Source organism: Mycobacterium sp. PO1 (assembly GCF_017312405.1).
Classification (GTDB): domain Bacteria; phylum Actinomycetota; class Actinomycetes; order Mycobacteriales; family Mycobacteriaceae; genus Mycobacterium.
Genome location: NZ_BLTG01000087.1, coordinates 14,021 through 36,562 on the forward strand (window position 1 = coordinate 14,021; position 22,542 = coordinate 36,562).

Sequence of the window (22,542 nt, forward strand, 5' to 3'; positions counted from 1 at the left end):
TACATTCGGGATATGACATATGAACTCGTCATCCGCCACGGAACCATCGTCGACGGACTCGGCGGCGAACCGTTCGTCGGCGACGTCGCGGTGTCCGGGGGTGTGATAGCCGCGGTGGGTCAGGTCGACGAGTCCGGCGCCCGCGAGATCGATGCGACCGGCCTGCTGGTCACCCCCGGTTTCGTCGACCTGCACACCCACTACGACGGGCAGGCGATCTGGTCGGACCGGCTGACCCCCTCGTCCGCACACGGGGTGACCACGGCGGTGATGGGCAACTGCGGAGTCGGCTTCGCCCCGTGCCGGCCCGCCGACCACGACGTGCTGGTCGACGTGATGGCCGGCGTCGAGGACATCCCCGGCGTGGTCATGGTCGACGGGCTGCCGTGGCACTGGGAGACGTTTCCGGAGTTCCTCGACGCGCTGGAGGCCGGACACCGCGACATCGATGTGGCCGCGCTGTTGCCGCACTCGCCGCTGCGGGTGTACGTGATGGGCAGCCGCGGCGTCGACCGCGAGCCCGCCACCGCCGAAGACCTCGAGATGATGCGCAAGCTGGCCGCCGAGGCGGTGCGCGCCGGGGCCCTGGGCTTCGCGTCGTCGCGCTTCACGCTGCACAAGACCTTCAGCGGCGCACCGATTCCCAGCTATGACGCCGACCGCGCCGAGATCGAGACGATCGCCCGCGGCGTGGACGACGCCGGCGGCGGCCTGATCCAGTTCGTTCCCGATCTGGTCGCCGGTGACTACGAACCCGTGCTGAAGACGGTGTTCGAGGTCGCGGCCGAGGTCGGGCTGCCGGTCACCTTCACGCTGGCGATCGGCAACGCCGGCGAGCCCTTCTTCCTCGACGCGTTGACGATGGTGGAGAAGGCGAATGCCGATGGCGGTGACATCACCGCGCAGATCTTCCCGCGCCCGATCGGGCTGGTGCTCGGGCTCGAGCTGTCGGGCAACCCGTTCGTGATGTACCCGTCGTATCAGCAGATCGCCGACCTGCCGCTGGCGCAGCGCGTCGCCGAGATGCGCAAACCCGAAGTGCGCGAACGCATCCTGAACGACAAGCCGGGATCGGACGGACACCCGTTGATGTTCGCCGCGCAGGCCTGGAACTACATGTTCCCGCTTGCCGATCCGCCAAATTACGAACCGTCGCCGTCGGATTCGATCGGTGCCCGCGCGGCCGCGCGGGGCGTGACCCCCCTCGAAGAGGCCTACGACCGGCTGCTCGACGACGACGGTCACGCGATGCTGCTGGTGACGCTGGCCAACTTCCGCGACGGCTCGCTGGACACCGTCGCCGAGCTCATCCGCCGCGACGACGTGGTGCTCGGCCTCGGCGACGGCGGCGCGCACTACGGGATGATCTGTGACGCCAGCTTCCCGACGTACCTGCTGACCCACTGGGTGCGTGACCGCGCGGCGGGCCGGCTGGCGGTCGCCGAAGCCGTGCGGGAGCTGACGTCGGTGCCGGCCCGCGTCGCCGGGCTGGCCGACCGCGGCCGAATCGCCGTGGGCTACAAGGCCGATCTGAACGTCATCGACGCGCAGGCGCTACGGCTGCACCGGCCGGTCGTCGTCAGCGACCTGCCTGCCGGTGGGCGCCGCCTCGACCAGACCGCCGACGGCTACGTCGCCACGATCGTCTCCGGTGAGGTGATCTCCGAGAACGGCTCCCCCACCGATGCGCGTCCGGGCAAGCTGATCCGCGGCCGTCAGAAAGCGCCTGTCGGTTCAGCGACCTGACCGGCGCAGCGCCGGGTGGCGACCGGTCAGCAGCGGAAGCAGCAGCCGACGCGGCATGAACTCGAACAGGCGGGCAGGGATCTCGTTCTGCAGGCCGGGGATCACCGCGCCGCGGTCGTGCGCCAACGCGTCGATGCCGGCCATGGCCACCGTCCCCGACGGCACCCACATGAATCTCGGGAACGCCGCGGCGAAGGCCCGTTCGTCCATGCCCGCGGTCTCCAGGAACTCTGTGCGCACAGGCCCCGGATGCAGCGCGGCGACGGTGACTCCGGTGCCGGAGAGCTCTCCGCGCACACCGTCGGTGTAGGACCGCACGAACGCCTTGGTCGCCGCGTAGCCGGACTGGCCGGGGAACGGCTGAAAACCTGCGGTAGAGCCGACGTTGAGGATGGCGCCGCGGCCGCGCGGCACCATCTGTTGGACGGCGCGGGTGGTCAGGTCGATCAGGGCCTCGACGTTGACCCGCACCTGCGTGATCTCGGCCTCCGGTGTCGAGTCCACGACCGGGCCGATGGTGCCCACCCCGGCGTTGTTGATGAGGATGTCGACGGTCAGGCCGCGCCGCTCGACCTCGGGGAACAACTCCGCTCGGGCCGCGGGGTCGGCGACATCGCAGCCGATGACCTCGACCCGCACGGTGCCGGCCAGTTCGTCGGCCAGTTCTCGGAGGCGTTCCTCGCGGCGGGCGACCAGCGTGACGCCATGACCGCGGGCGACCAGCTCGCGGGCCAGGTCGGCGCCGATACCCGACGAGGCCCCGGTGACGAGGGCGGTGGTGGTCGGTGTCGGCTGTGGCAGCGGCATGCTTCGAACCTATCGCCGTACCCTCGCCTCATGAGCGTCAAGGTGGATCTCGGCACGCTGAGCGATACGCTGCGCGACTTCTCGTTCGCCTACCTCGTCACGGTGGGCGACGACTTTCGCGCGCACACGGTGGCAGTCGATCCGACGCTGACCGCCGGCGCACTGCACATCGGTGGAGTGGGAAACAGCACGCGCCGCAACGCGTCCGCGCACCCTGTCGTCGCGTTGGTCTGGCCGCCACGTGCGCCCGGCGGTTACACGTTGATCGTCGACGGTGCCGCGGTCGTCGGTGACGACGACCTGCGCGTCGAGCCCACCGGCGCGGTGCTGCACCGGCCCGCCGCGCCCGGCGCCGCGACCGCCTCGGGCTGCGGCGACGACTGCGTGCCGCTGTAGCGCGGTCCCCTTCGGCGGAGCGGATGCTCGTGGCAGTTATCCACAGCACGCGCGATCGCCCTACCGCTGATCAGTAGTCCTGCGCTGCTATTGAGCGGTGGCAGGGATCGCGCATCTCCTTGCGGCCAACGGTGGGGTGGTGTCCACCGCGCAACTGCGTGCCGCGGGGTGGACGCACGCACGGATCAAGCAACTACCCGAACAGGGCTGGCTGCGCCTGCGGCGAGGGTGGTACGCCGGTCAGGTCGCCAACCCGGAGGTCGTCCGTGCCGTCTCCGCCGGAGGGGTACTGGGTTGTGTCTCGGCGCTGCGCCTTCGGCGTGTATGGGTGCCGGATTCCGCTCTCCACATCCGGTACTCGTCTCGGGCGCGCCAGTCTCGTCCGGGGATTCCATCCTGTCATCCGTATCGTCTGGATCCACCCATCGTCGGTGCGGTCGACCCGATGAACATTGCCGTCGCATCGGCGGCCAACTGCCTCGACGCTGAGGGAGTGGTCATCGTGCTGGACTCGATGCTGAACAAGCGGATGATCGAGATCGCCGACGCCAGAGCGATCGTGGCGGCATCGCGCTTCGCACGGATGAATCTGGCCGAGCGATGCGATGCCAAAAGCGAATCCGGCACCGAGACGATCATCCGACTACGGCTGCGGGCCCTGCGAATCCACGTTCGCACTCAGGTGACCATCGTGGGAGTGGGGCGGGTCGACTTCCTGGTGGGCGATCGACTGATCATCGAAGCCGACAGCCGCGAGCACCACCTGCCGTCATACCAATCCGACCGAACCCGGGACAGAGTGGCGATCGGATTGGGCTACGTGGTGATTCGACTGACGTATGAGGACGTTGTCTATCGCTGGGACGTGGTTCTCGAGGACATCCTGCTGGTCATCCGCCGGCGCGCTCATCGCGGCCCGACCACGATGTCGCCCTGAGAGCAGCGTCGCGCAGATATATCCATGAGGGTGCTCTCAGACCGACATTGCGGCGCAGCCGACCACGGACAGCAAGAACAGGACAGCAGAACAGCTGGTCAGCCGGCAGCTGGTCAGTCGGCAGCGGCACAGCAAAAGGCCCGGCCCCGCGAGCGGGACCGGGCCTTTCACTGACTGGGACTCAGAAGTCCATACCGCCCATGCCACCGGTCGGGTCGCCGGCGGGTGCGGCGGCCTTCTCCGGCTTGTCGGCGACGACGGCCTCGGTGGTGAGGAACAGCGCCGCGATGGACGCCGCGTTCTGCAGCGCCGAGCGGGTGACCTTCACCGGGTCGGCGACGCCGGCCTTGAGCAGGTCCTCGTACTCGCCGGTCGCGGCGTTGAGGCCGTGACCCGGCGAGAGGTTGGTGACCTTCTCGGCGACGACGCCGGGCTCGAGCCCGCCGTTGAGGGCGATCTGCTTCAGCGGAGCCGACAGCGCGACACGCACGATGTTGGCGCCGGTGGCCTCGTCACCGGAGAGCGAGAGCTCCTCGAGCGACGGTGCCGACTGCAGCAGGGCCACGCCGCCACCGGCGACGATGCCCTCCTCGACGGCGGCCTTGGCGTTGCGCACCGCGTCCTCGATGCGGTGCTTGCGCTCCTTCAGCTCCACCTCGGTGGCGGCGCCGGCCTTGATCACCGCAACACCGCCGGCCAGCTTGGCCAGGCGCTCCTGCAGCTTCTCGCGGTCGTAGTCGGAGTCGCTGTTCTCGATCTCGGCGCGGATCTGCGAGACACGGCCGGCGATGGCGTCGGAATCCCCGGCGCCCTCGACGATGGTGGTCTCGTCCTTGGTCACGACGACCTTGCGGGCCTTGCCCAGCAGCGAGACGTCGGCGGTCTCGAGCGACAGGCCGACCTCTTCGCTGATGACCTGGCCACCGGTGAGGATCGCCATGTCCTGCAGCATCGCCTTGCGGCGGTCACCGAAGCCCGGGGCCTTGACGGCGACAGACTTGAAGGTGCCGCGGATCTTGTTGACCACCAGGGTCGACAGGGCCTCGCCCTCGACGTCCTCGGCGATGATCAGCAGCGGCTTGCCGGACTGGATGATCTTCTCCAGCAGCGGCAGCAGATCCTTGACGGTGGACACCTTGGAGCTGACCAGCAGGATGTAGGGCTCCTCCAGGACGGCTTCCTGGCGCTCGGCGTCGGTCACGAAGTACCCCGAGATGTAGCCCTTGTCGAAGCGCATGCCCTCGGTGAGCTCGAGCTGCAGGCCGAAGGTGTTGGACTCCTCGACGGTGATGACACCCTCGTTGCCGACCTTGTCCATCGCCTCGGCGATCAGCTCGCCGATCTGCGAGTCACCGGCCGAGATGGCGGCCGTGGCAGCGATCTGCTCCTTGGTCTCGACCTCCTTGGCCGACTTCAGCAGCGTCTCGGTGACCTTCTCGACGGCCTTCTCGATGCCGCGCTTGAGCGCCATCGGGTTGGCGCCGGCGGCCACGTTGCGCAGGCCCTCGCGAACGAGCGCCTGAGCGAGAACGGTGGCGGTGGTGGTGCCGTCACCTGCGACGTCGTCGGTCTTCTTGGCGACTTCCTTGACCAGCTCAGCGCCGATCTTCTCGTACGGATCCTCGAGCTCGATCTCCTTGGCGATGGACACGCCGTCGTTGGTGATCGTGGGAGCGCCCCACTTCTTCTCGAGGACGACGTTGCGGCCCTTGGGCCCCAGCGTCACCTTTACCGCGTCGGCGAGGCTGTTCAAGCCCCGCTCGAGGCCCCGGCGGGCCTCTTCGTCATACGCAATTGTCTTGGCCATTGCGAAGTGTTTCCTCCGGATCGGGGATGCACGTCTTGTGGTCGGCATCGATGCCCGCGACGGACGACTGGGGCTGTGCTCGCTGTCGCGGCCCCGGCCTCACCGCTCCGACCTAGCACTCGCCGGTCGCGAGTGCCAATTGCATTCTTAGCACTCGACCTGGGCGAGTGCAAGGTCGGAAGGGCCCTATCCGGACGCCCGGAGACCGTCCAGGATCACCGTGGCCACCCCGGCCATGACGTCGGCGCCGTATCCCTGCGCCGACTTGGAGATCGCCAGCAGGGCCTTGACCTGTCGGACATCGACGTCCAAGCGCGCGGTACCGGCCCGTTGCGCGGCCGCCAGGAGGTCGGTCAGGACGCCGAGGAAGTCCGTCTCCAGCTTGGGCGCGGCCGAGAGTACGTCGATCCCGTCGCCGGCGAGCGCGTCGACGAGGCCCTGGTCGGTGGCGCCGACCTCGATCATCTCGCGCAGGAAGACGAACAGCGCGTCGGCCGGATCGGCGGCGAGCAGTGCGCGGGCCCGGTCGAGCATCGTGGCGATGCGGTCCTCGAAGACGGCGGTGAACAACGCTTCCTTGGTCGGGAAGTTCCGGTAGACCGTGCCGGCGCCCACACCGGCCCGGCGTGCGATCTCGTCGATGGGCGCCGCGACCCCTTCGGCGGCGAACGTCTCGTAGGCCACCTCGAGGATGCGTCCGCGATTGCGGGCGGCGTCGGCGCGCAGCGTCCGGTGCGGCTGAGCCATCGCCACCTCCCGGGAACAAATAAACGGGGCGCACGTTCCGTATAGTTGTGATCAACCGGGGCGGCCGCCCCGTTTCCGCCATTCTAGGAGTACCGATGAGCACCTGGACCACCGCCGACATCCCCGACCAGAGCGGTCGCACCGCCGTCATCACCGGAGCCAACACCGGGCTCGGCTTCGAGACCGCCAAAGCGCTCGCCGACAAGGGCGCCCGCGTGGTGCTCGCCGTCCGCGACACCGACAAGGGCCGTCAGGCCGCCGCGCGCATCGGTGGCGACGTGACGGTGCAGGAACTCGACCTGACGTCGCTGGCCTCCATCCGCGCGGCGTCGGAGGAACTGCACACGACGTTCGAGTCGCTCGACCTGCTCATCAACAACGCCGGCGTGATGACCACCCCGAAGGCCACCACCAAGGACGGCTTCGAATTGCAGTTCGGCACGAACCACCTCGGCCACTTCGCGCTGACGGGTCTGCTGCTCGACCGGCTGCTCGACGTCGACGGCGCCCGCATCGTCACCGTCAGCAGCAACGGCCACAAGATGGGCGGCTCGATCCACTTCGACGACCTGCAGTGGGAGCGCCGCTACAACCGGATGGGCGCCTACACCCAGTCCAAGCTGGCCAACCTGCTGTTCACCTACGAACTGCAACGCCGACTGGCCCCACGCGGCAAGACCGTCGCGCTGGCCGCGCATCCGGGCACCTCGACCACCGAGCTCGCACGCAACCTCCCCCGTCCGGTGGAGCGGGCGTTCCTGGCCGCAGCCCCGGTGCTGTTCGCCCAGACCGCGGACAAGGGCGCGCTGCCGACGCTGCGGGCAGCGACCGACCCGGGCGCGCTCGGCGGCCAGTACTACGGACCCGACGGTGTCGGCCAGCAGCGCGGCAATCCCGTCGTCGTCGCATCCAGCGACCAGTCCTACGACCTGGATCTCCAGCGACGACTGTGGACAGTCTCCGAGGAGTTGACCAAGGTGGTCTTCCCGGTCGGCTGAGGCGGGCAGACTGGGCGGCATGTCGCTGGTCGTGCCGCCCTATCCCCCGCCGCGCTACACCGCCGACGAACCCGAGGCCAGCGCGTGGCTCAAGCGCGCCGACGCCCCGCCCGACTACGACGCATTCGGGCACGTTCAGTATCACTACCTGGCCAACCAGTCCGACACCGACGGCGACTACGGGCTCTACCGCATCCGGATCGCCCCCAACGGCGGCGGTCCGGGCCCGCACTTCCACCGGGGCATGTCCGAGGCGTTCTACGTGTTGTCGGGCACCGTCTCGCTCTACAACGGCACCGAGTGGGTCGACGGGCGCGCCGGTGACTTCCTCTACGTCCCCCCGGGTGGCGTGCACGGGTTCCGCAACGAGACCGACGAGCCGCTGAGCATGCTGATGTTGTTCGCCCCCGGCGCGCCGCGCGAGCATTACTTCGAAGGTCTGGCGCGGCTGGGTGAGCTGACCGACGACGAGCGCGCCGAATGGTTCGTCAAGAACGACAACCATCTCGTCGAGGACCCGACCTGATCGTCGCGGACACGCGGCCGCCGGACACGCCGAGCAGAGATGCGGCCGCGGAACCGCCTGCCCTAAACTGCTTTCCGGTCCCGCAGTCGAGGACGAAACGTCGGGGAGGAGTTGTGGGTGCAGGCTGATGCAGCACCCATGTCCGGTGCCGCCGGAGCACCCGCCGCCCAGGCGTTACGCGGTTGGCAGCGGCGTGCGCTGGTCAAATACCTGACGGCCGCTCCCCGCGATTTTCTCGCGGTGGCCACCCCGGGCGCCGGCAAGACGACGTTCGCCCTGCGCATCGTCAGCGAGCTGCTGGCCGAGCGCACCGTCGAGGCCGTCACGATCGTGGTGCCCACCGAGCACCTCAAGATCCAGTGGGCGCTGGCCGCTGCGCGCCATGGCATCGCGCTGGACCCGAAGTTCTCCAACTCCAACTCGCAGACGTCCTCGGAGTACCACGGGGTCGTCGTCACCTACGCCCAGGTCGCCAGCCATCCGACCCGGCACCGGGTGCGCACCGAGAACCGCAAGACGCTGGTCGTCTTCGACGAGATCCACCACGGCGGTGACGCCAAGACGTGGGGTGACGCCATCCGCGAGGCGTTCGACGACGCCACCCGCCGGCTCGCCCTGACGGGAACCCCGTTCCGCAGCGACGACAGCGCCATCCCGTTCGTCACCTACGAAGAGGACGCGGCGGGATTCAAGTACTCCACCGCCGACCACACCTACGGCTACGCCGACGCGCTGGCCGACGGGGTGGTGCGGCCCGTGGTGTTCCTCGCGTACTCCGGCGAGGCGCGCTGGCGCGACAGCGCCGGTGAGGAACACGCCGCCCGCCTGGGTGAGCCGCTGACCGCAGAGCAGACCGCGCGGGCGTGGAAGACGGCGCTGAACCCGGCCGGCGAGTGGATGCCCGCGGTGATCCAGGCGGCCGACCGACGGCTCCAGCAGAAGCGTCAGCACGTGCCCGACGCCGGCGGCATGATCATCGCCTCCGACCAGTCCTCGGCCCGCGCCTACGCCGACCTGCTGACCAAGATCACCGGGGAGGTACCCACCGTGGTGCTCTCCGATGACAAGGACGCCTCGCTGCGGATCACCGAGTTCTCCGGGGGAACGTCGCGCTGGCTGGTGGCGGTGCGCATGGTCTCCGAGGGTGTCGACGTGCCGCGGCTCTCGGTCGGGGTGTATGCCACCAGTGCGTCGACGCCGCTGTTCTTCGCCCAGGCGATCGGCCGGTTCGTCCGCTCCCGCCGGGCGGGCGAGACCGCCAGCATCTTCCTGCCGTCGGTGCCCAACCTGCTGCTGCTCGCCAGCGAGATGGAGGCCCAACGCAACCACGTGCTGGGCAAGCCGCACCGCGAGAGCCTCGACGATCCGCTCGACGCCGAACTGGCCGAGCAGAAGCGAGACGAACCCGGCGACGACGAGCAGCGCAAGATCGAGTACCTGGGCGCCGACGCCGAACTCGACCAGGTCATCTTCGACGGCTCGTCGTTCGGCACGGCCACGCCGGCCGGCAGCGACGAGGAGCTCGACTTCCTGGGCATCCCCGGTCTGCTCGACGCCGCAGCGATGCGGGACCTGCTGCGCCAGCGTCAGGAGGCGCAGCTGACCAAGCGCACCGCCAACGGGGAGGTGCCGCGCCCGTCGACCCACGGCCAGCTGCGCGACCTGCGCAAAGAACTCAACACGCTGGTGTCGCTCGCCCACCACCGCACCGGCAAGTCGCACGGCCAGATCCACAACGAGTTGCGCCGCATCTGCGGTGGCCCGCCGGTGGCCGCGGCGACCAGCGATCAGCTCAAGGCCCGCATCGTCGCGGTACGCCAGCTCTCGCAACAAGGTTAGAAACCCGCGATTCCGGGAAAACGGCGCCGACCGAAACGCCGACTAGGAAGCGGGCACATGGCACTCGGAATGGCACACGAATCCCTCGCAGCATCGTCGAGCACTCGCGGCGGCTGGCGGCGCTGGTCTGCAGTCCTCGGGCTGACGGTCGGCCTCACCGCGGCGCCTCTGCTGGCCGCGTGCGGCTCCGAGAGTGACGGTGGTGACGAGACCACGACCACCACGACGTCCACGACGTCGCAGGAGAGCACCACCACGACCACACCGATGACCCCGACGCCGGCACCGGGCGGAACCGAGGGCGAGGAGCCCGGTGGCGGCGGCGCGATCCCGGGCGGCCCCACCGGAGGCGGCGGGCCCGAAGGGGGAGGCGGCGCCATCCCGGGCGGCCCCACCGGTAGCGGCGGGCCCGAGGGCGGCAGCGGATCGATCCCCGGCGGGCCGACCGGTGGCGGCGGGCCCGAGGGCGGCAGCGGCTCCATTCCCGGCGTCGGTAGCGGCGGCGGTGGCCCCGAGGGCGGCGGCGGCTGCGTCGGAGACGTCTGCGTGACGGTGCCCGCGCCCTGACACTCAGGCCCGAGCGCCCACCAGCGTCGCGAGGTTCGCCAGCGACTGTTCCAGGTGTGAGACCGGGAACGGCGGAAACTGGATGTGCTCGCGTAGCGCTGGTGGGACCGCGGACCAGTCGTAGGTCAGAGTCACCCGGGTCTGCTGGTCGGCGACCGGACTCAGGTCGTACACCATGTCCAGCCGCCAAATTCGATGTTGCCGCCGGGACCGGCCCGCCCGGGTTTCCATCCGATCGTTCGATCGGCCTGATAGGCGGTGATCTTGTTCGCCATCTCGTAGTGACCGTCGGGATGGTTGTCGTGATACATGGCGATGCGGAAGATCTGGCCCAGCTGGGAGAGCGTCTCGCCGTCCAACGACTCACGCACCCAACCGGTACCGTCGATGGCCGCGTGGTTGGCAGGGTCGGTGAGCACTGCGAAAATGGCAGGCGCGGGTGCGTCGACGTCAGTAGTGACGTTGAGGATCTCTGTCATACCGAGACTGACCCGCTGTCAGCGGAAAACTCACCGGTGCCGGCGCGACCTACAGATCCAGCAGCGCGGGCAGGTCGGCCACCGAGTCGATGACGTGGTTGGGCTGCATGGCGAATTCGTCGGCAGCCCAACGGTCCAACGTGTCCTGGCGGAACTTCCCGGTGCGCACCAACACGCCGGTCATGCCGACGACCTGCCCGGCCAGCACGTCGTTGTTCAGATCGTCGCCGATCATGTACATCTCCTCGGGGTCGACGCCGAGGCGGCTCGCCGCCGACAGGAAACCCTCCGGTGCCGGCTTGCCGACGGCGGTGGCCTTGCGCCCCGAGGTTTCCTCCATCCCGATCAGATACATGCCGGTGTCGACGCGCAGCCCGTCCTCGGTGGTCCACGCGGTGCTGCGGTGCATCGCCACCACCGGCACCCCCTGCGCCATCCAGTCGTACACCCACGACAGCGTCAGGTGGCTGTACTCGGGACCTGCTCCCCCGAGCAGCACCACATCGGGGCGTTCAGGCGCCTTCGGACCGCCGAACTCGCCGGAGTACACCAGGTCGATGCCCGGCATGTCCTCGCCGATCTGGCCGCTGTTGACCAGGAAGCAGCGCGCGTCGGGGTAGCGGCTGCGCACATAGTCAGCGGTGAGCACAGCCGCGGTGATGACCTCGTCGGGGCTGACGACCATCCCGGCATCGGTCAGCAACTGCGCGATCTGCGCGCGGGTGCGGGTGGTGGTGTTGGTCAGGTACGCGCACGCAATCTGGTTGTCCGCCAACGTGCGCAGCGTCTCGGCCGCCCCGTCGATCGGCTTCCACGACGTCACCAGCACCCCATCGATGTCGAAGAGCACTCCACCGATAGCCATGCTGCGACAGTAAACCGCCGACAGTCGGACGCAACTCGGGCCCGGGTCAGTCCCGTGCCCAGGAGGTGGCCGTGAGCCACGGAGATGTCGTCGCCGCGATCGTCCACGCCGCGTCGGCCGGCACATCGAGCACCTCGTAGCGCTTGGTTCCTGCCGCCGTCGCCGCCACCAGCGTGGCCACCCCGGCGCGGCGCTGCGGCCAGCTCTGGCGCACCGTCCAGCCGACGATGCCCGGGGCGGCCACGCAGTCGCGGCGGCGCTGCATGCTGCCCGACCGGGCCACCAGCCAGCCACCACCGGCCCGGTGACCGAGCGACCGGGACCGGTCAGCGGCCAGGAACACGCTGAAGGCGGCCAGCAGCATCAGCACCGGCCACACCCACACGCCGATCCCGACCGTCAGCGCCGCGATCCCGGCGCCGACGAACGCCACGACGGGTAGCGCCAGCGCCCGCACCCAGCGCCGCCGGGTCGCCGCCGGCCCGTGCGATGTCAGCGTCCCCGTCACCGCATCCGGTCGCTCGATGAGGTCCACCAGCACCGCCTCGGCGGTGGTCCGCGGACACGGCGGCAGCAGCTGCGAGGCCTCGCCCGCCCCGGCGACACCGGTCATGACGGCGTCCAGCCGGGCGCCGCCGAACATCCGCACCAGCAGCGGTTCGCGCAGCGTGCCGCCCCGCAGCCGACGCATGTCGTAGGTGTGCTCGCGCACCCGCAGCAGACCGTGGGACAGATGCAGCACCTCGCCGTCTCGGCGCAGCATCAGGTTGGCGTAGGTCAGCAGCGACTGCGTGACCGACAACACCACCGAGGCCACCAGCACCACCGCGGCACCGACGGCGACGGCGCCCCACACTCCCAGGCCCTGTGCGGCGCCCTCGCCGGCCCGCAGCACCGCCGAGTCACGCAGCGTCCTCAGCAGACCGGACTGGGAGATCACCCCGACCGCCGCGGCGATCATCGCCAGCCCGGTGAAGGTCAGCGGGCTGTAGCGCAGCCAGGAGGGCTGCCAGGCGGCCAGCACCCGCCCGGACGGCTGCGGTGGCAGCGAGTCGGCCAGCAGCTCGGCCCGCAGCCGCGGGACGTCGCCGGCGGGCACCGCGTCGAGGGCGAACACCGTGTCGCCGGTGGCCTCGCGGCCCGTGGACACCCGCAGCACCGTCAGCCCGAGCAACCGGTGCAGCAGCCGGGCGTCGGTGGACACCGAGCGAATCCTGTTGCGCGGCACCGAGAGCACCGAGCGCTGCAGCACGCCGGTGCGCAGCGTCACCTCGTCTGGACCGATGCGGTAAGTGGTGGTGAACCAGCGGGCCAGACCGTAGGCCACGATCAGCGCGACACCGGCCACCGTCCACAGCGGGTTTCCGGTCGCCGACCCCAGCACCAGCGAACCGATCAACACCGGAAGCTGGCGCATCACCTCGTGGACGGGATGCACCAGCAGCATGCGCGGGCTCAGCCGCTGCCAGCTGTCGGCGACCGGGGCGCCGGTCACGTCGCATCCTCGGCGCCGAGCGCCGCGATGTCGGTCAGCCGCGCCACCACCTGCTGGGCCACCGGGTCGTCGAGAGCGACGATGCGCACGGCGCCCGCCGACGACGCGGTCGTCACCGTCACGTTGGTCAGACCGAACAGCCGGTCCAGCGGCCCCCGATAGGTGTCGACGGTCTGCACCCGGGAGATCGGTGCGATGCGGCGCTCCTGCACCAGCCATCCGCTGCGGGTGTACACCGCGGTGGGGTCCAGGTCCCAGCGGTGCACGCGGTAGCGCCACATCGGCACCACCACCACGAACAGCACGATGCCCAGCAGCGTGGCGACCGCGGCCAGCGCGTGCAGCCACGGCAGTCGGCCGTCGAGGACGAACCACACGATCTGTGCGAGCACCGCGAACGCCCACGGGATGGCCGCGCCCAGGGCCCACACCAGCGGCGCCTTGGCGCTCGGCGGATGCGCGGGTTCTGCGAAGGTCATGCTCTCAGTATGTTGATGCCATGAGCACGAAGTGGACCGCCGCCGATGTTCCCGATCAGACCGGCCGGGTGGCCGTCGTCACCGGTGCCAACGCCGGCCTTGGCCTCGAGACCGCCGCCGTGCTGGCCGAGCGGGGCGCCCGCGTCGTCGTGGCGGTGCGCGATCTCGGCAAGGGCGAGGCAGCGGTCGGCGAGATCCGGCGCCGCACTTCGAACGCCGACGTGGCGCTGCAGCAGCTGGACCTGTCCTCGCTGGCCAGTGTGCGCACCGCCGCCGACGAGCTGCGGGCCGCCTACCCACGCATCGACCTGCTGATCAACAACGCAGGCGTCATGTACCCGCCCAAACAGACCACCGCCGACGGGTTCGAGCTGCAGTTCGGCACCAACCATCTCGGGCACTTCGCGCTGACGGGTCTGCTGCTCGACCACCTGCTGCAGGTCGAGGGCTCGCGCGTGGTGACGGTGGCCAGCATCGCGCACAACATCCAGGCCGGTATCCATTTCGACGACCTGCAGTGGGAGCGCAGCTACAACCGCGTCGCGGCCTACGGCCAGTCCAAGCTGGCGAACCTGATGTTCACCTACGAACTGCAGCGCCGGCTGGCCGCCAAGCAGGCCCCGACCGTCGCGGTGGCCGCGCACCCCGGAATCTCCAACACCGAGCTGATGCGCCACATCCCCGGCTCGGGGTTGCCCGGCTTCTCCGCGCTGGCCGGCCTGGTCACCAACAGCCCCGCCGTCGGCTCGCTGGCCACCCTGCGGGCCGCCACCGATCCGGCGGTACGCGGCGGCCAGTACTACGGGCCGTCCGGCTTCCGGGAGCTGGTCGGCCATCCGGTGCTGGTGCAGTCGAACCGGCAATCGCACGACACCGACGTCCAGCAGCGGTTGTGGTCGGTGTCCGAGGAACTCACCGGCGTGAAATTCCCCGTCTGATGCGTTCCGTCGAGGAACACCGCCGGGTGGTCGCCGGCCTGATCAACCCCCGGCCGCCGGTCGCGCTGCCCCTCGCCGACGCGCTGGGGCTGGTGCTGGCCGGCGACGTCGTCGCCCCGCTGTCGCTGCCCGGTTTCGACAACTCCGCGATGGACGGGTACGCGGTGCTGGCCACCGATGTCGCGGCCGCCGAGCAGGACACCCCGGTGCGGCTGCCCGTCGTCGAGGACATCCCGGCCGGACGCACCGACATCCCGACGCTGGCCGCCGGCACCGCCCACCGCATCATGACCGGTGCACCGCTGCCCGCCGGCGCGACGGCCGTCGTGCCGGTCGAGGCCACCGACGGCGCCACCGACACTGTCACGATCCGGTCCGCACCCAGCGAGGGCCAGCACGTCCGCCGCGCCGGGGAAGACGTCACCGCGGGTACCACCGTGTTGCGTGCCGGGCAGGTCGTCACACCGGCCGCGCTGGGGCTGGCCGCCGCCCTCGGGCTCGGCGAGTTGACCGTCGTACCCCGTCAGCGGGTGCTGGTGGTGTCCACCGGCACCGAACTGGTCGGCCCGGGCGTGCCGCTGCAACCCGGCCAGATCTACGAGTCCAACGGCGTCATGCTGGCCGCGGCGGTGCGCGACGCCGGCGCCGAGGTGGCCGCCTCGCCGATGACCGGCGACGACGTCGACGCGTTCCGGGAGACGCTGCGCGGCCATGCCGCCGACGCCGACCTGATCCTGACCACCGGCGGGGTCAGCGCGGGCGCCTACGAGGTGGTCAAGGACGCCCTCGGCGGCTCCGGTGACGTGGAGTTCGTCAAGGTCGCGATGCAGCCCGGCATGCCGCAGGGCGCAGGCCGGCTCGACGGCGTACCGGTGGTGACGCTGCCCGGCAACCCGGTCAGTGCGCTGGTCTCCTTCGAGGTGTTCGTGCGGCCCGCGCTGCGCGTGGCGATGGGGCGCCCCGACGCCGCGCGACCGCGCCGCGAGGCGGTGCTGACCGAGGACCTGACCTCCCCGCGGGGCAAGCGACAGTTCCGCCGCGGCGTGCTCGACGGCGACGCGGTGACCAGTTACGGGCCGCCGGCCTCGCACCATCTGCGCTGGCTGGCGTCGGCGAACTGCCTGCTCGAGCTCGGCGAGGATGTCGACTCGGTGAACGCCGGGTCCCGCGTGCAGGTGTGGGACCTGCGCTGAGCACCCGCCACCGTACAATCGCCAGACGATGGCCAGACGCCCCGACCTCAAGACAGGACCAGCGCGGCTCGCGGCCCTGGTTCGTTCGGCTGTACCTCCCATGCATCGCGCGGGTGCGCCGTTCGTCGGCGCCAGCCTCGCGCTGGCGTTGGCCGGCCGCAACCATCGCTGGCTGCGCCGCACCGGCCTCGCGTCCGCCGCGGCCAACGCCGCGTTCTTCCGGCATCCGCCGCGCACCCCACCGAGCCGCCCCGGTGTCGTCGTCGCCCCGGCCGACGGTCTGATCTGCGTCGTCGACGAGGCGGTCCCGCCGCTCGAACTGGGCCTTCCCGCCAGCCCGGTGCCACGGATCAGCATCTTCCTGTCCCTCTTGGACGCGCACGTGCAGCGCGCGCCGGTCGGCGGTCACGTCGTCACCACCGTGCACCGTCCCGGCCTGTTCGGTTCGGCGGACCTGGCTGCCGCGAGCGAGGACAACGAACGCAACAGCGTCGTCATCCGCACGCCGGAGGGCGCCGAGGTGGTCGCGGTGCAGATCGCCGGACTGCTGGCCCGCCGGATCGTGTGCGACGTCAAGGCCGGTGACACGGTCGGCATCGGCGAGACCTACGGCCTGATCCGCTACGGGTCGCGGCTCGACACCTATCTGCCGGCCGGATCCACCGTGCTGGCCGAGGTCGGCCAGCGCACGCTGGCCGGCGAGACCGTGCTGGCCGAGCTGCCATGAGGCCCCGCCTCAAACCTCCGGTGGTCAGCGCCCGCATCCTGCCCAGCGCGATGACCGTCGCCGCCATCTGCCTGGGCCTGTCGTCGGTGAAGTTCGCCCTGGACGGTCGCGCCACCGAGGCGATGGCCTTTCTCGCCGTCGCGGCGATCCTGGACGCGCTGGACGGCCGCACCGCCAGGGCGCTGAACGCGACGTCGCGGATGGGCGAGGAGATCGACTCGCTCGCCGACGCGGTCAACTTCGGCGTGGCGCCGGCGTTCATCGTCTACGGCACGCTGCTGTCCACGTCGCGGATCGGCTGGATCGTGGTGCTGCTGTACGCGGTGTGCATCGTGCTGCGGCTGGCCCGCTACAACGCGATGCTGGACCTGGATCAGCCCGCCTACGAGAAGAAGTACTTCGTCGGGATGCCCGCCCCGGCCGGTGCGATCGGCGCGATCGGTCCGCTGGCGGCGAAGATGCAGTTCGGCGACGGCTGGTGGACCTCGGAGCCGGCCGTGGTGATCTGGATGATCGTGGTGTCGCTGCTGGTGGTCAGCACGCTGCCGATGCGCAAGATCCACACGTTCTCGGTGCCGCCGAACATGGTGGCGCCGCTGCTGGCGCTGCTGGCCATCGGCGTGGCGGCCTCGATCCTGTACGGCTACGTCGTGATTCTGGTGATCATCGTGGCCTACGCACTGCACATCCCGTTCGCGATCCGCACCCGCCGCTTCCTGGCCGCCCACCCCGAGGTGTGGCAGGACAAGCCGCGCCAGCAGCGTGCCGCGCGCCGCGCCTACCGGCGCGCCCAGCCGCACCGGCGCTCGATGTTGCGGCTGGGGCTGCGCCGCCCCCCGAGGGGATGACGTGTCCGACCTGGACGTCGCCGACCGCGAGACACCCCGCCCGCAGCTGACGTTGACGGCGCGGCTGAACACCTCGGCGACGGACTCGCGACGCGGCGTGGTGCGGCTTCATCCCGAAGCGTTGGCCGCGCTGGGCATCCGGGAGTGGGACGCGGTGTCGCTGACCGGCTCACGGACCACCGCCGCAGTCGCCGGGATCGCGCCCGCCGGCATCCCGCCGGGTACCGCCCTGCTCGACGACGTGACGCTGTCCAACGCCGGGGTGCGCGAGGATGCGCCGGTGCTGGTGGCCCCGGTGACGGTGTACGGAGCGCGCTCGGTGACGTTGAGTGGCTCGGCGTTGGCCACCCGCTCACTGACCCCGGCGACGCTGCGTCAGGCCCTGCTGGGCAAGGTGATGACGATCGGCGACATCGTCTCGCTGCTGCCCCGCGACCTGGGACCCGGCACGTCCACGTCGCAGGCCAGCGCCGCGCTGGCGGCCGCCGTGGGGATCACCTGGACCTCCGAACTGCTCACCGTCACCGGGGTCGACCCGTCGGGGCCGGTCAGTGTGCAGCCGAATTCACTGGTCAGCTGGGGGGATTGGACTCCGCAGGAGCCGCGGGTGAGCGGACCCGACGCGGGTGTGGCGCGCACCGACGAGCCGCCGGTGCGGCCGAGCCCGCCTGCGGTCGCGTTCGACGACCTCAAAGGCTCCCATGTGCAGGCGGGAAAGCTGACCGAGTGGCTCAAGCTCGCCCTCGACGAGCCCGATCTACTCGAAACCCTGGGCGCCTCAGCTGATCTCGGGGTGCTGGTGTCCGGACCGGCCGGCGTCGGCAAAGCGACGATGGTGCGCACCGTGTGCGCCGACCGCCGGCTGGTGGAACTCGACGGGCCCGAAATCGGCTCCCTGGCGCCGGCCGACCGGTTGACCGCGGTGACCAACGCGGTGGTGACCGCGAGTGCGCCGGATCATGGCGGCGGCATCCTGTTGATCAGCGACATCGACGCGCTGCTGCCGGCGACGGCCGAGCCGGTGGCCGGGCTGATCCTCGCCGAGCTGCGCAAGGCGGTGTCCGCCGACGGTGTCGCATTGATCGTGACCTCGGCGGTACCCGACAACGTCGATGCCCGGCTGCGCGCCCCGGACCTGTGCGACCGCGAGCTGGGCCTGACGCTGCCCGACGGCACGACCCGCAAACAGCTGCTGGAGGTGCTCGTCCGGGACGTTCCCGCCGCGGAGCTGGACCTCACCGAGATCGCGGGCCGGACACCGGGTTTCGTCGTCGCCGATCTGGCCGCGCTGGTGCGCGAGGCAGCGTTGCGGGCCGCGGCACGCGCCAGCCGCGACGAAGTGGCGCCCGAACTGCGCCAGGAGGATCTGGTCGGCGCGCTGAGCGTGATCCGGCCCCTGTCGCGCTCGGCGACCGAGGAGGTGTCGGTCGGCGCGGTGACGCTCGACGACGTCGGCGACATGGCCGAGACCAAGCAGGCGCTGACCGAGGCGGTGCTCTGGCCGCTGCAACACCCGGACACCTTCGAACGCCTCGGAGTGCAGCCGCCGCGCGGCGTGCTGCTCTACGGCCCGCCCGGCTGCGGCAAGACGTTCGTGGTGCGCGCGCTGGCCAGCTCCGGCCGGCTGTCGGTGCACGCGGTCAAGGGTGCCGAGCTGATGGACAAGTGGGTCGGCTCCAGCGAGAAGGCCGTACGCGAACTGTTCCGACGGGCCCGGGATTCCGCGCCCTCGCTGGTGTTCCTCGACGAGATCGACGCGCTGGCACCGCGGCGTGGCCAGAGTTTCGATTCCGGGGTGACCGACCGGGTGGTGGCCGCGATGCTGACCGAACTCGACGGGATCGAGCCGCTGCGTGATGTGGTGGTGCTCGGCGCGACGAACCGCCCCGATCTGATCGACCCGGCTCTGCTGCGGCCGGGGCGGCTGGAGCGGTTGGTGTTCGTCGAGCCCCCCGACGCCGAGGCGCGCGTCCAGATCCTGCGCACCGCAGGCAAATCGGTGCCGCTGGCTTCCGAAGGCCCCGAAGCCGTCGACCTCGAGGCGTTGGCCGGTGAGCTCGACGGCTACAGCGCGGCGGACTGCGTGGCGCTGCTGCGCGAGGCGGCGCTCACGGCGATGCGGCGTTCTATCGACGCCGCCGACGTCACGGCCGCCGACGTGGCAGCGGCCCGCGAGGCGGTGCGGCCGTCGCTGGACCCGGCGCAGGTGGCCGCGCTGCGGGACTTCGCCGCCGGCCGCTGACCCGACGTTCAGACTGCGCTCGCCGCGGTACCCGACGTTCAGACTGCGCTGGCCGCGGGGTCTTCTCGCACTTTCCCGCAGTGGACGCAGTCTGAACGTGGTGATGGATCTTGACAGTGACTAGTTCACCTGGCATCGTCGAACTTGTCACCGTCAAGATTGCGAGGCTTGCATGACCTCCCCCACCCGCGCCGGCGACCGCGACCGCGAATCCACCGCCACCCTCCTCGGCCAGGCGCTCACCGAGGGCTACCTGGACATGCCGGAGTACGAGAACCGTCTACAGACCGCGTTCACCGCGCAGACCGCCGACCAACTGCGGGCGCTGACCACCGACCTGCCGGTGGCCGAGTTGCGGCGCCACGACCCGCGCCGCCGCGCTGCCCGACGGGCCGCCGCCCGGCGCAGCGTGCAGCTGCATCTGGCGGGCTACCTGGCCATGGTCGTCATCGTGCTGACTGTGTGGCTCGTCGTCGGGCTGACCGCCGGCTCGTGGTACTTCTGGCCCATCTGGCCGATCCTCGGCGCGGGCCTCGGACTGCTCGGGCACGCGGCTCCGGCGAGATACGCGCTGCCCTCTCCGTGTCGCCCACTGCGCCCGCACCGGGTGCGTTAACCCGGGTCGCCGTACTCGTCGAACCAGTACGCGAGCCGTCCCCGACGGCTCACTGCGCGCAGGCGGCGTTCGGCCAGTTCCCGGGTCGCGGTCGTCGTCACGATCATCAGCTCATCACCGACCTGCAGTCGGGTGATCGGCTCCGGAACGAACGACCGACCCGCACGGATGATCAGCGTGATGACGCTGGGATCGGGCAGTTGCAGCTCGAGCACCGTGACGTTGTGCAACCGCGACCCCGGCGCCAACGTCATCGTCAGCAACTCGGCACCCAACACGTCCAGCGGCGCCGCGTCGACCTGGATCTCCCGGGTGGTGTCCCGGGTCACCAGGCGCAGCCGCTCGGCGACGAACCTCAGGCTCGGCCCCTGCACCAACGTGAACACCACCACCAGGATGAACACGATGTTGAGCAGCCGACCGCTGCCGGGCACGCCTTCGACGATCGGATACGTCGCCAGCACGATGGGCACCGCGCCGCGCAGCCCGGCCCAGGACAGGAAGGCCTGCTCACGCAACGGCACCCGGAAACCGGTGAGCGACACGATGACCGACACCGGGCGGGCGACCAGCAGCAGCACCAGGCCGGCCACGATCGCCGGCACGAGATCATCGACCAGCTGAGACGGCGTCACCAGCAGCCCGAGCAGCACGAACAACCCGATCTGGGCCAGCCACCCGGACCCCTCCGCGAACGACTTCGTCGCCGACCGGTGCGGTAGCCCCGAGTTGGCCAGCACCACGCTGGCCAGATACGCCGCGACGAAGGCACTGGCCTCGGCCGCCCCACCCGCCGCGAACGCCAGCATGCCCCACCCGAACGTCGCCAGCGGGTACAGCCCGGCGGCGGGCAGCGCGATGCGCCGCAGCAGCATCGCGCCCAGGAACCCGCAGGCCAGACCGATCAGAATGCCCGTCCCCAGCTGGTAGACAAGGGTCGCCGCGATCCGGACCGGGTCGAGCTCCAGCGGGACCGCGCTGAACAACAGCACCAGGATGACCGCAGGCGCGTCGTTGAAGCCCGATTCGGCCTCCAGCAGACCGCCGAGGCGCCGGGGCAGCGGAACCACCCGCAGCACCGAGAACACCGCGGCGGCGTCGGTGCTCGACACGATCGCCCCCATCAGCAACGCCAACTGCCAGTCGATGCCGAGCAGCAGATGCACGCAGGTCGCCGTGACCACGGCGCTGACCCCGACTCCGACCGTCGCCAACACACCGGCCGGCGCCAGCACCTTGCGCACATCGCTGAACCGCGTCGTCAGACCACCCTCGACGAGAATGATGCCCAGCGCCGCGGTGCCGAGATTCTGCGCGAGCTGGGCGTCGTCGAAGCTCAACCCGATGCCGTCCTCGCCGACGAACACGCCGACGCCGAGGAACAGCAGCAGACTGGGCAGACCCAGACCGGTGGCCAGCCGGGTGGCGATGATGCTGGCCAGCAGCACGAGGCCACCGACGAACAGCGCCACGTACAACTGATGCAGGCTCACTGAAAATCCTCGTTCACAATTGCGTGGCGCGCGGAGAAACTCGCGGACAGTATTTCAGGGCCGAAAGGAGCCAGCCATGCGGATAGCGGTTGCCGGAGCCGGCGCGGTCGGCCGTTCGGTGGCTGCGGAGCTGGTCGACAACGGCCACAAGGTGCTGTTGATCGAGCGGGAGTTCACCCGGTACGTGCCTGCCCGGGTGCCCGGGGCCGACTGGTTCCTGGCCGACGCGTGCGAACTGTCGTCGCTGGAGGAGGCGCAGCTGCAGAGTTGCGATGTCGCGATCGCCGCGACCGGTGACGACAAGGCCAATCTCGCCATGGCGCTGCTGGCCAAGGGCGAGTTCGGCGTGGGCCGGATGGTGGCGCGCATCAACGACGCCCGCAACGAGTGGCTGTTCACCGAGGCGTGGGGGGTGGATGTCGCGGTGTCCACGCCGCTGGCGATGGTCGCCGCCGTGGAGGGCGCGATCGACGTCGGCCGCCTGGTCCGGCTGATGGGCCTGGGCGGGGTCTCACCCACCCGGGTCGGCCCGGCCAACATCGCCAAGTTCACGCTGCCGGCTCAGAGCCGACTGGTGGGCCGCCAGGTCCGCACGCTGCCCATGCCCGCGGACAGCGTCCTGGTGGCGCTGCTGCGCGGCAAGCATCTGATCGTCGCGCAGCACAGCGAGGTGTTGCGCGCCGGCGACGAGCTGTTGTTCGTCGCCGCAGCGGGGGTCGAGGAGAAGATCTCGGCCATGGTGCAGGGGGCACCGACCGTCAGCGATCGCTGACAAATGGACGAAACCGGCGCTCACG

General features: G+C 70.4%; 21 protein-coding genes and 1 pseudogene. 14 read left to right on the plus strand and 8 right to left on the minus strand.

Annotation, left to right across the window (positions count from 1 at the left end):
* Positions 1-12 precede the first annotated feature (12 nt).
* On the plus strand, positions 13-1,746 hold the full coding sequence (locus tag J3476_RS23730) for an amidohydrolase family protein (protein WP_207068779.1): 1,734 nt from the start codon (positions 13-15) through the stop codon (positions 1,744-1,746).
* Here the strand turns inward: J3476_RS23730 and J3476_RS23735 are convergent.
* The gene (locus J3476_RS23735; RefSeq protein WP_207068780.1) at positions 1,735-2,553 is read right to left on the minus strand and encodes an SDR family oxidoreductase; all 819 of its coding nucleotides are present in this window, start codon (positions 2,551-2,553) and stop codon (positions 1,735-1,737) included. The two genes, J3476_RS23730 and J3476_RS23735, sit on opposite strands and share 12 nt — an antisense overlap.
* 30 nt (positions 2,554-2,583) lie before the next feature.
* On the opposite strand from J3476_RS23735, the gene J3476_RS23740 reads away from it, so the two are divergent.
* Both J3476_RS23740 and J3476_RS23745 read left to right on the plus strand, forming a co-directional pair.
* Positions 2,584-2,949, plus strand: a complete 366-nt coding sequence (locus tag J3476_RS23740) for a pyridoxamine 5'-phosphate oxidase family protein (RefSeq protein ID WP_207068781.1) — start codon at positions 2,584-2,586, stop codon at positions 2,947-2,949.
* Between the two features lie 97 nt (positions 2,950-3,046).
* On the plus strand, positions 3,047-3,886 hold the full coding sequence (locus J3476_RS23745; protein ID WP_207068782.1) for a type IV toxin-antitoxin system AbiEi family antitoxin domain-containing protein: 840 nt from the start codon (positions 3,047-3,049) through the stop codon (positions 3,884-3,886).
* Between the two features lie 181 nt (positions 3,887-4,067).
* Here J3476_RS23745 and groL read toward each other — a convergent pair whose 3' ends face one another.
* Both groL and J3476_RS23755 read right to left on the minus strand, forming a co-directional pair.
* Positions 4,068-5,693, minus strand: a complete 1,626-nt coding sequence (gene groL / locus J3476_RS23750) for a chaperonin GroEL (protein ID WP_207068783.1) — start codon at positions 5,691-5,693, stop codon at positions 4,068-4,070.
* 186 nt (positions 5,694-5,879) lie between these two features.
* Positions 5,880-6,440 (minus strand): TetR/AcrR family transcriptional regulator, encoded by a 561-nt coding sequence (locus tag J3476_RS23755; protein WP_207068784.1) that lies wholly within the window; start codon positions 6,438-6,440, stop codon positions 5,880-5,882.
* Positions 6,441-6,535: 95 nt separating this feature from the next.
* Between J3476_RS23755 and J3476_RS23760 the strand changes: the two genes are divergently transcribed.
* The 4 genes from J3476_RS23760 (at position 6,536) to J3476_RS23775 (ending at position 10,370) form a co-directional block, all read left to right on the plus strand.
* The gene (locus J3476_RS23760) at positions 6,536-7,438 is read left to right on the plus strand and encodes an SDR family NAD(P)-dependent oxidoreductase (protein WP_207068785.1); all 903 of its coding nucleotides are present in this window, start codon (positions 6,536-6,538) and stop codon (positions 7,436-7,438) included.
* Positions 7,439-7,457: 19 nt separating this feature from the next.
* The gene (locus tag J3476_RS23765) at positions 7,458-7,964 is read left to right on the plus strand and encodes a cupin domain-containing protein (protein WP_207068786.1); all 507 of its coding nucleotides are present in this window, start codon (positions 7,458-7,460) and stop codon (positions 7,962-7,964) included.
* 138 nt (positions 7,965-8,102) lie between these two features.
* Positions 8,103-9,803 (plus strand): DEAD/DEAH box helicase, encoded by a 1,701-nt coding sequence (locus tag J3476_RS23770; protein WP_207068787.1) that lies wholly within the window; start codon positions 8,103-8,105, stop codon positions 9,801-9,803.
* Between the two features lie 57 nt (positions 9,804-9,860).
* The gene (locus tag J3476_RS23775) at positions 9,861-10,370 is read left to right on the plus strand and encodes a hypothetical protein (RefSeq protein ID WP_286183618.1); all 510 of its coding nucleotides are present in this window, start codon (positions 9,861-9,863) and stop codon (positions 10,368-10,370) included.
* Between the two features lie 3 nt (positions 10,371-10,373).
* On the opposite strand, the pseudogene J3476_RS23780 reads toward J3476_RS23775, so the two are convergent.
* The 4 genes and pseudogenes from J3476_RS23780 to J3476_RS23795 form a co-directional block, all read right to left on the minus strand.
* Positions 10,374-10,849, minus strand: a pseudogene (locus J3476_RS23780) (SRPBCC family protein).
* Positions 10,850-10,898: 49 nt separating this feature from the next.
* Complete coding sequence (locus tag J3476_RS23785) at positions 10,899-11,714, minus strand: HAD-IIA family hydrolase (RefSeq protein ID WP_207068788.1); 816 nt, start codon at positions 11,712-11,714, stop codon at positions 10,899-10,901.
* Between the two features lie 46 nt (positions 11,715-11,760).
* Positions 11,761-13,209 (minus strand): PH domain-containing protein, encoded by a 1,449-nt coding sequence (locus tag J3476_RS23790; RefSeq protein ID WP_373889112.1) that lies wholly within the window; start codon positions 13,207-13,209, stop codon positions 11,761-11,763.
* Positions 13,206-13,688, minus strand: a complete 483-nt coding sequence (locus J3476_RS23795) for a PH domain-containing protein (RefSeq protein ID WP_207068789.1) — start codon at positions 13,686-13,688, stop codon at positions 13,206-13,208. Before J3476_RS23795 ends, J3476_RS23790 begins: the two co-directional genes overlap by 4 nt.
* Positions 13,689-13,708: 20 nt before the next feature.
* Here J3476_RS23795 and J3476_RS23800 point away from each other — a divergent pair, with 20 nt between their 5' ends.
* The 6 genes from J3476_RS23800 (at position 13,709) to J3476_RS23825 (ending at position 20,252) form a co-directional block, all read left to right on the plus strand.
* Positions 13,709-14,626, plus strand: a complete 918-nt coding sequence (locus tag J3476_RS23800; RefSeq protein WP_207068790.1) for an SDR family NAD(P)-dependent oxidoreductase — start codon at positions 13,709-13,711, stop codon at positions 14,624-14,626.
* Positions 14,626-15,819 (plus strand): gephyrin-like molybdotransferase Glp, encoded by a 1,194-nt coding sequence (gene glp, locus J3476_RS23805; protein ID WP_207068791.1) that lies wholly within the window; start codon positions 14,626-14,628, stop codon positions 15,817-15,819. The genes J3476_RS23800 and glp overlap by 1 nt, the downstream gene beginning before the upstream one ends.
* A gap of 28 nt (positions 15,820-15,847) precedes the next feature.
* Positions 15,848-16,546 carry a phosphatidylserine decarboxylase gene (locus J3476_RS23810; protein ID WP_207068792.1) on the plus strand — a complete coding sequence of 233 codons (699 nt, stop codon included), beginning with the start codon at positions 15,848-15,850 and terminating at the stop codon, positions 16,544-16,546.
* Complete coding sequence (pssA, locus tag J3476_RS23815) at positions 16,543-17,394, plus strand: CDP-diacylglycerol--serine O-phosphatidyltransferase (protein ID WP_152515295.1); 852 nt, start codon at positions 16,543-16,545, stop codon at positions 17,392-17,394. The genes J3476_RS23810 and pssA overlap by 4 nt, the downstream gene beginning before the upstream one ends.
* A 10-nt stretch (positions 17,395-17,404) precedes the next feature.
* Complete coding sequence (locus tag J3476_RS23820; protein WP_286183625.1) at positions 17,405-19,636, plus strand: AAA family ATPase; 2,232 nt, start codon at positions 17,405-17,407, stop codon at positions 19,634-19,636.
* A gap of 172 nt (positions 19,637-19,808) precedes the next feature.
* Positions 19,809-20,252 (plus strand): DUF1707 domain-containing protein, encoded by a 444-nt coding sequence (locus J3476_RS23825; protein ID WP_207068794.1) that lies wholly within the window; start codon positions 19,809-19,811, stop codon positions 20,250-20,252.
* On the opposite strand, the gene J3476_RS23830 is transcribed toward J3476_RS23825, so the two are convergent.
* Positions 20,249-21,745 (minus strand): potassium/proton antiporter, encoded by a 1,497-nt coding sequence (locus J3476_RS23830; protein ID WP_207068795.1) that lies wholly within the window; start codon positions 21,743-21,745, stop codon positions 20,249-20,251. The two genes, J3476_RS23825 and J3476_RS23830, sit on opposite strands and share 4 nt — an antisense overlap.
* 76 nt (positions 21,746-21,821) lie before the next feature.
* Between J3476_RS23830 and J3476_RS23835 the strand changes: the two genes are divergently transcribed.
* A complete protein-coding gene (locus tag J3476_RS23835; RefSeq protein WP_207068796.1) occupies positions 21,822-22,517 on the plus strand; it encodes a TrkA family potassium uptake protein in 696 nt (231 codons plus the stop codon).
* Positions 22,518-22,542 lie beyond the last annotated feature (25 nt).

Coding starts and splice junctions, on each gene's coding strand:
- J3476_RS23730 (WP_207068779.1), top strand. CDS start 13: ATGACATATGAACTCGTCATCCGCCACGGAACCATCGTCGACGGACTC.
- J3476_RS23735 (WP_207068780.1), bottom strand. CDS start 2,553: ATGCCGCTGCCACAGCCGACACCGACCACCACCGCCCTCGTCACCGGG.
- J3476_RS23740 (WP_207068781.1), top strand. CDS start 2,584: ATGAGCGTCAAGGTGGATCTCGGCACGCTGAGCGATACGCTGCGCGAC.
- groL (WP_207068783.1), bottom strand. CDS start 5,693: ATGGCCAAGACAATTGCGTATGACGAAGAGGCCCGCCGGGGCCTCGAG.
- J3476_RS23755 (WP_207068784.1), bottom strand. CDS start 6,440: ATGGCTCAGCCGCACCGGACGCTGCGCGCCGACGCCGCCCGCAATCGC.
- J3476_RS23760 (WP_207068785.1), top strand. CDS start 6,536: ATGAGCACCTGGACCACCGCCGACATCCCCGACCAGAGCGGTCGCACC.
- J3476_RS23765 (WP_207068786.1), top strand. CDS start 7,458: ATGTCGCTGGTCGTGCCGCCCTATCCCCCGCCGCGCTACACCGCCGAC.
- J3476_RS23770 (WP_207068787.1), top strand. CDS start 8,103: ATGTCCGGTGCCGCCGGAGCACCCGCCGCCCAGGCGTTACGCGGTTGG.
- J3476_RS23775 (WP_286183618.1), top strand. CDS start 9,861: ATGGCACTCGGAATGGCACACGAATCCCTCGCAGCATCGTCGAGCACT.
- J3476_RS23785 (WP_207068788.1), bottom strand. CDS start 11,714: ATGGCTATCGGTGGAGTGCTCTTCGACATCGATGGGGTGCTGGTGACG.
- J3476_RS23795 (WP_207068789.1), bottom strand. CDS start 13,688: ATGACCTTCGCAGAACCCGCGCATCCGCCGAGCGCCAAGGCGCCGCTG.
- J3476_RS23800 (WP_207068790.1), top strand. CDS start 13,709: ATGAGCACGAAGTGGACCGCCGCCGATGTTCCCGATCAGACCGGCCGG.
- glp (WP_207068791.1), top strand. CDS start 14,626: ATGCGTTCCGTCGAGGAACACCGCCGGGTGGTCGCCGGCCTGATCAAC.
- J3476_RS23810 (WP_207068792.1), top strand. CDS start 15,848: ATGGCCAGACGCCCCGACCTCAAGACAGGACCAGCGCGGCTCGCGGCC.
- pssA (WP_152515295.1), top strand. CDS start 16,543: ATGAGGCCCCGCCTCAAACCTCCGGTGGTCAGCGCCCGCATCCTGCCC.
- J3476_RS23825 (WP_207068794.1), top strand. CDS start 19,809: ATGACCTCCCCCACCCGCGCCGGCGACCGCGACCGCGAATCCACCGCC.
- J3476_RS23835 (WP_207068796.1), top strand. CDS start 21,822: ATGCGGATAGCGGTTGCCGGAGCCGGCGCGGTCGGCCGTTCGGTGGCT.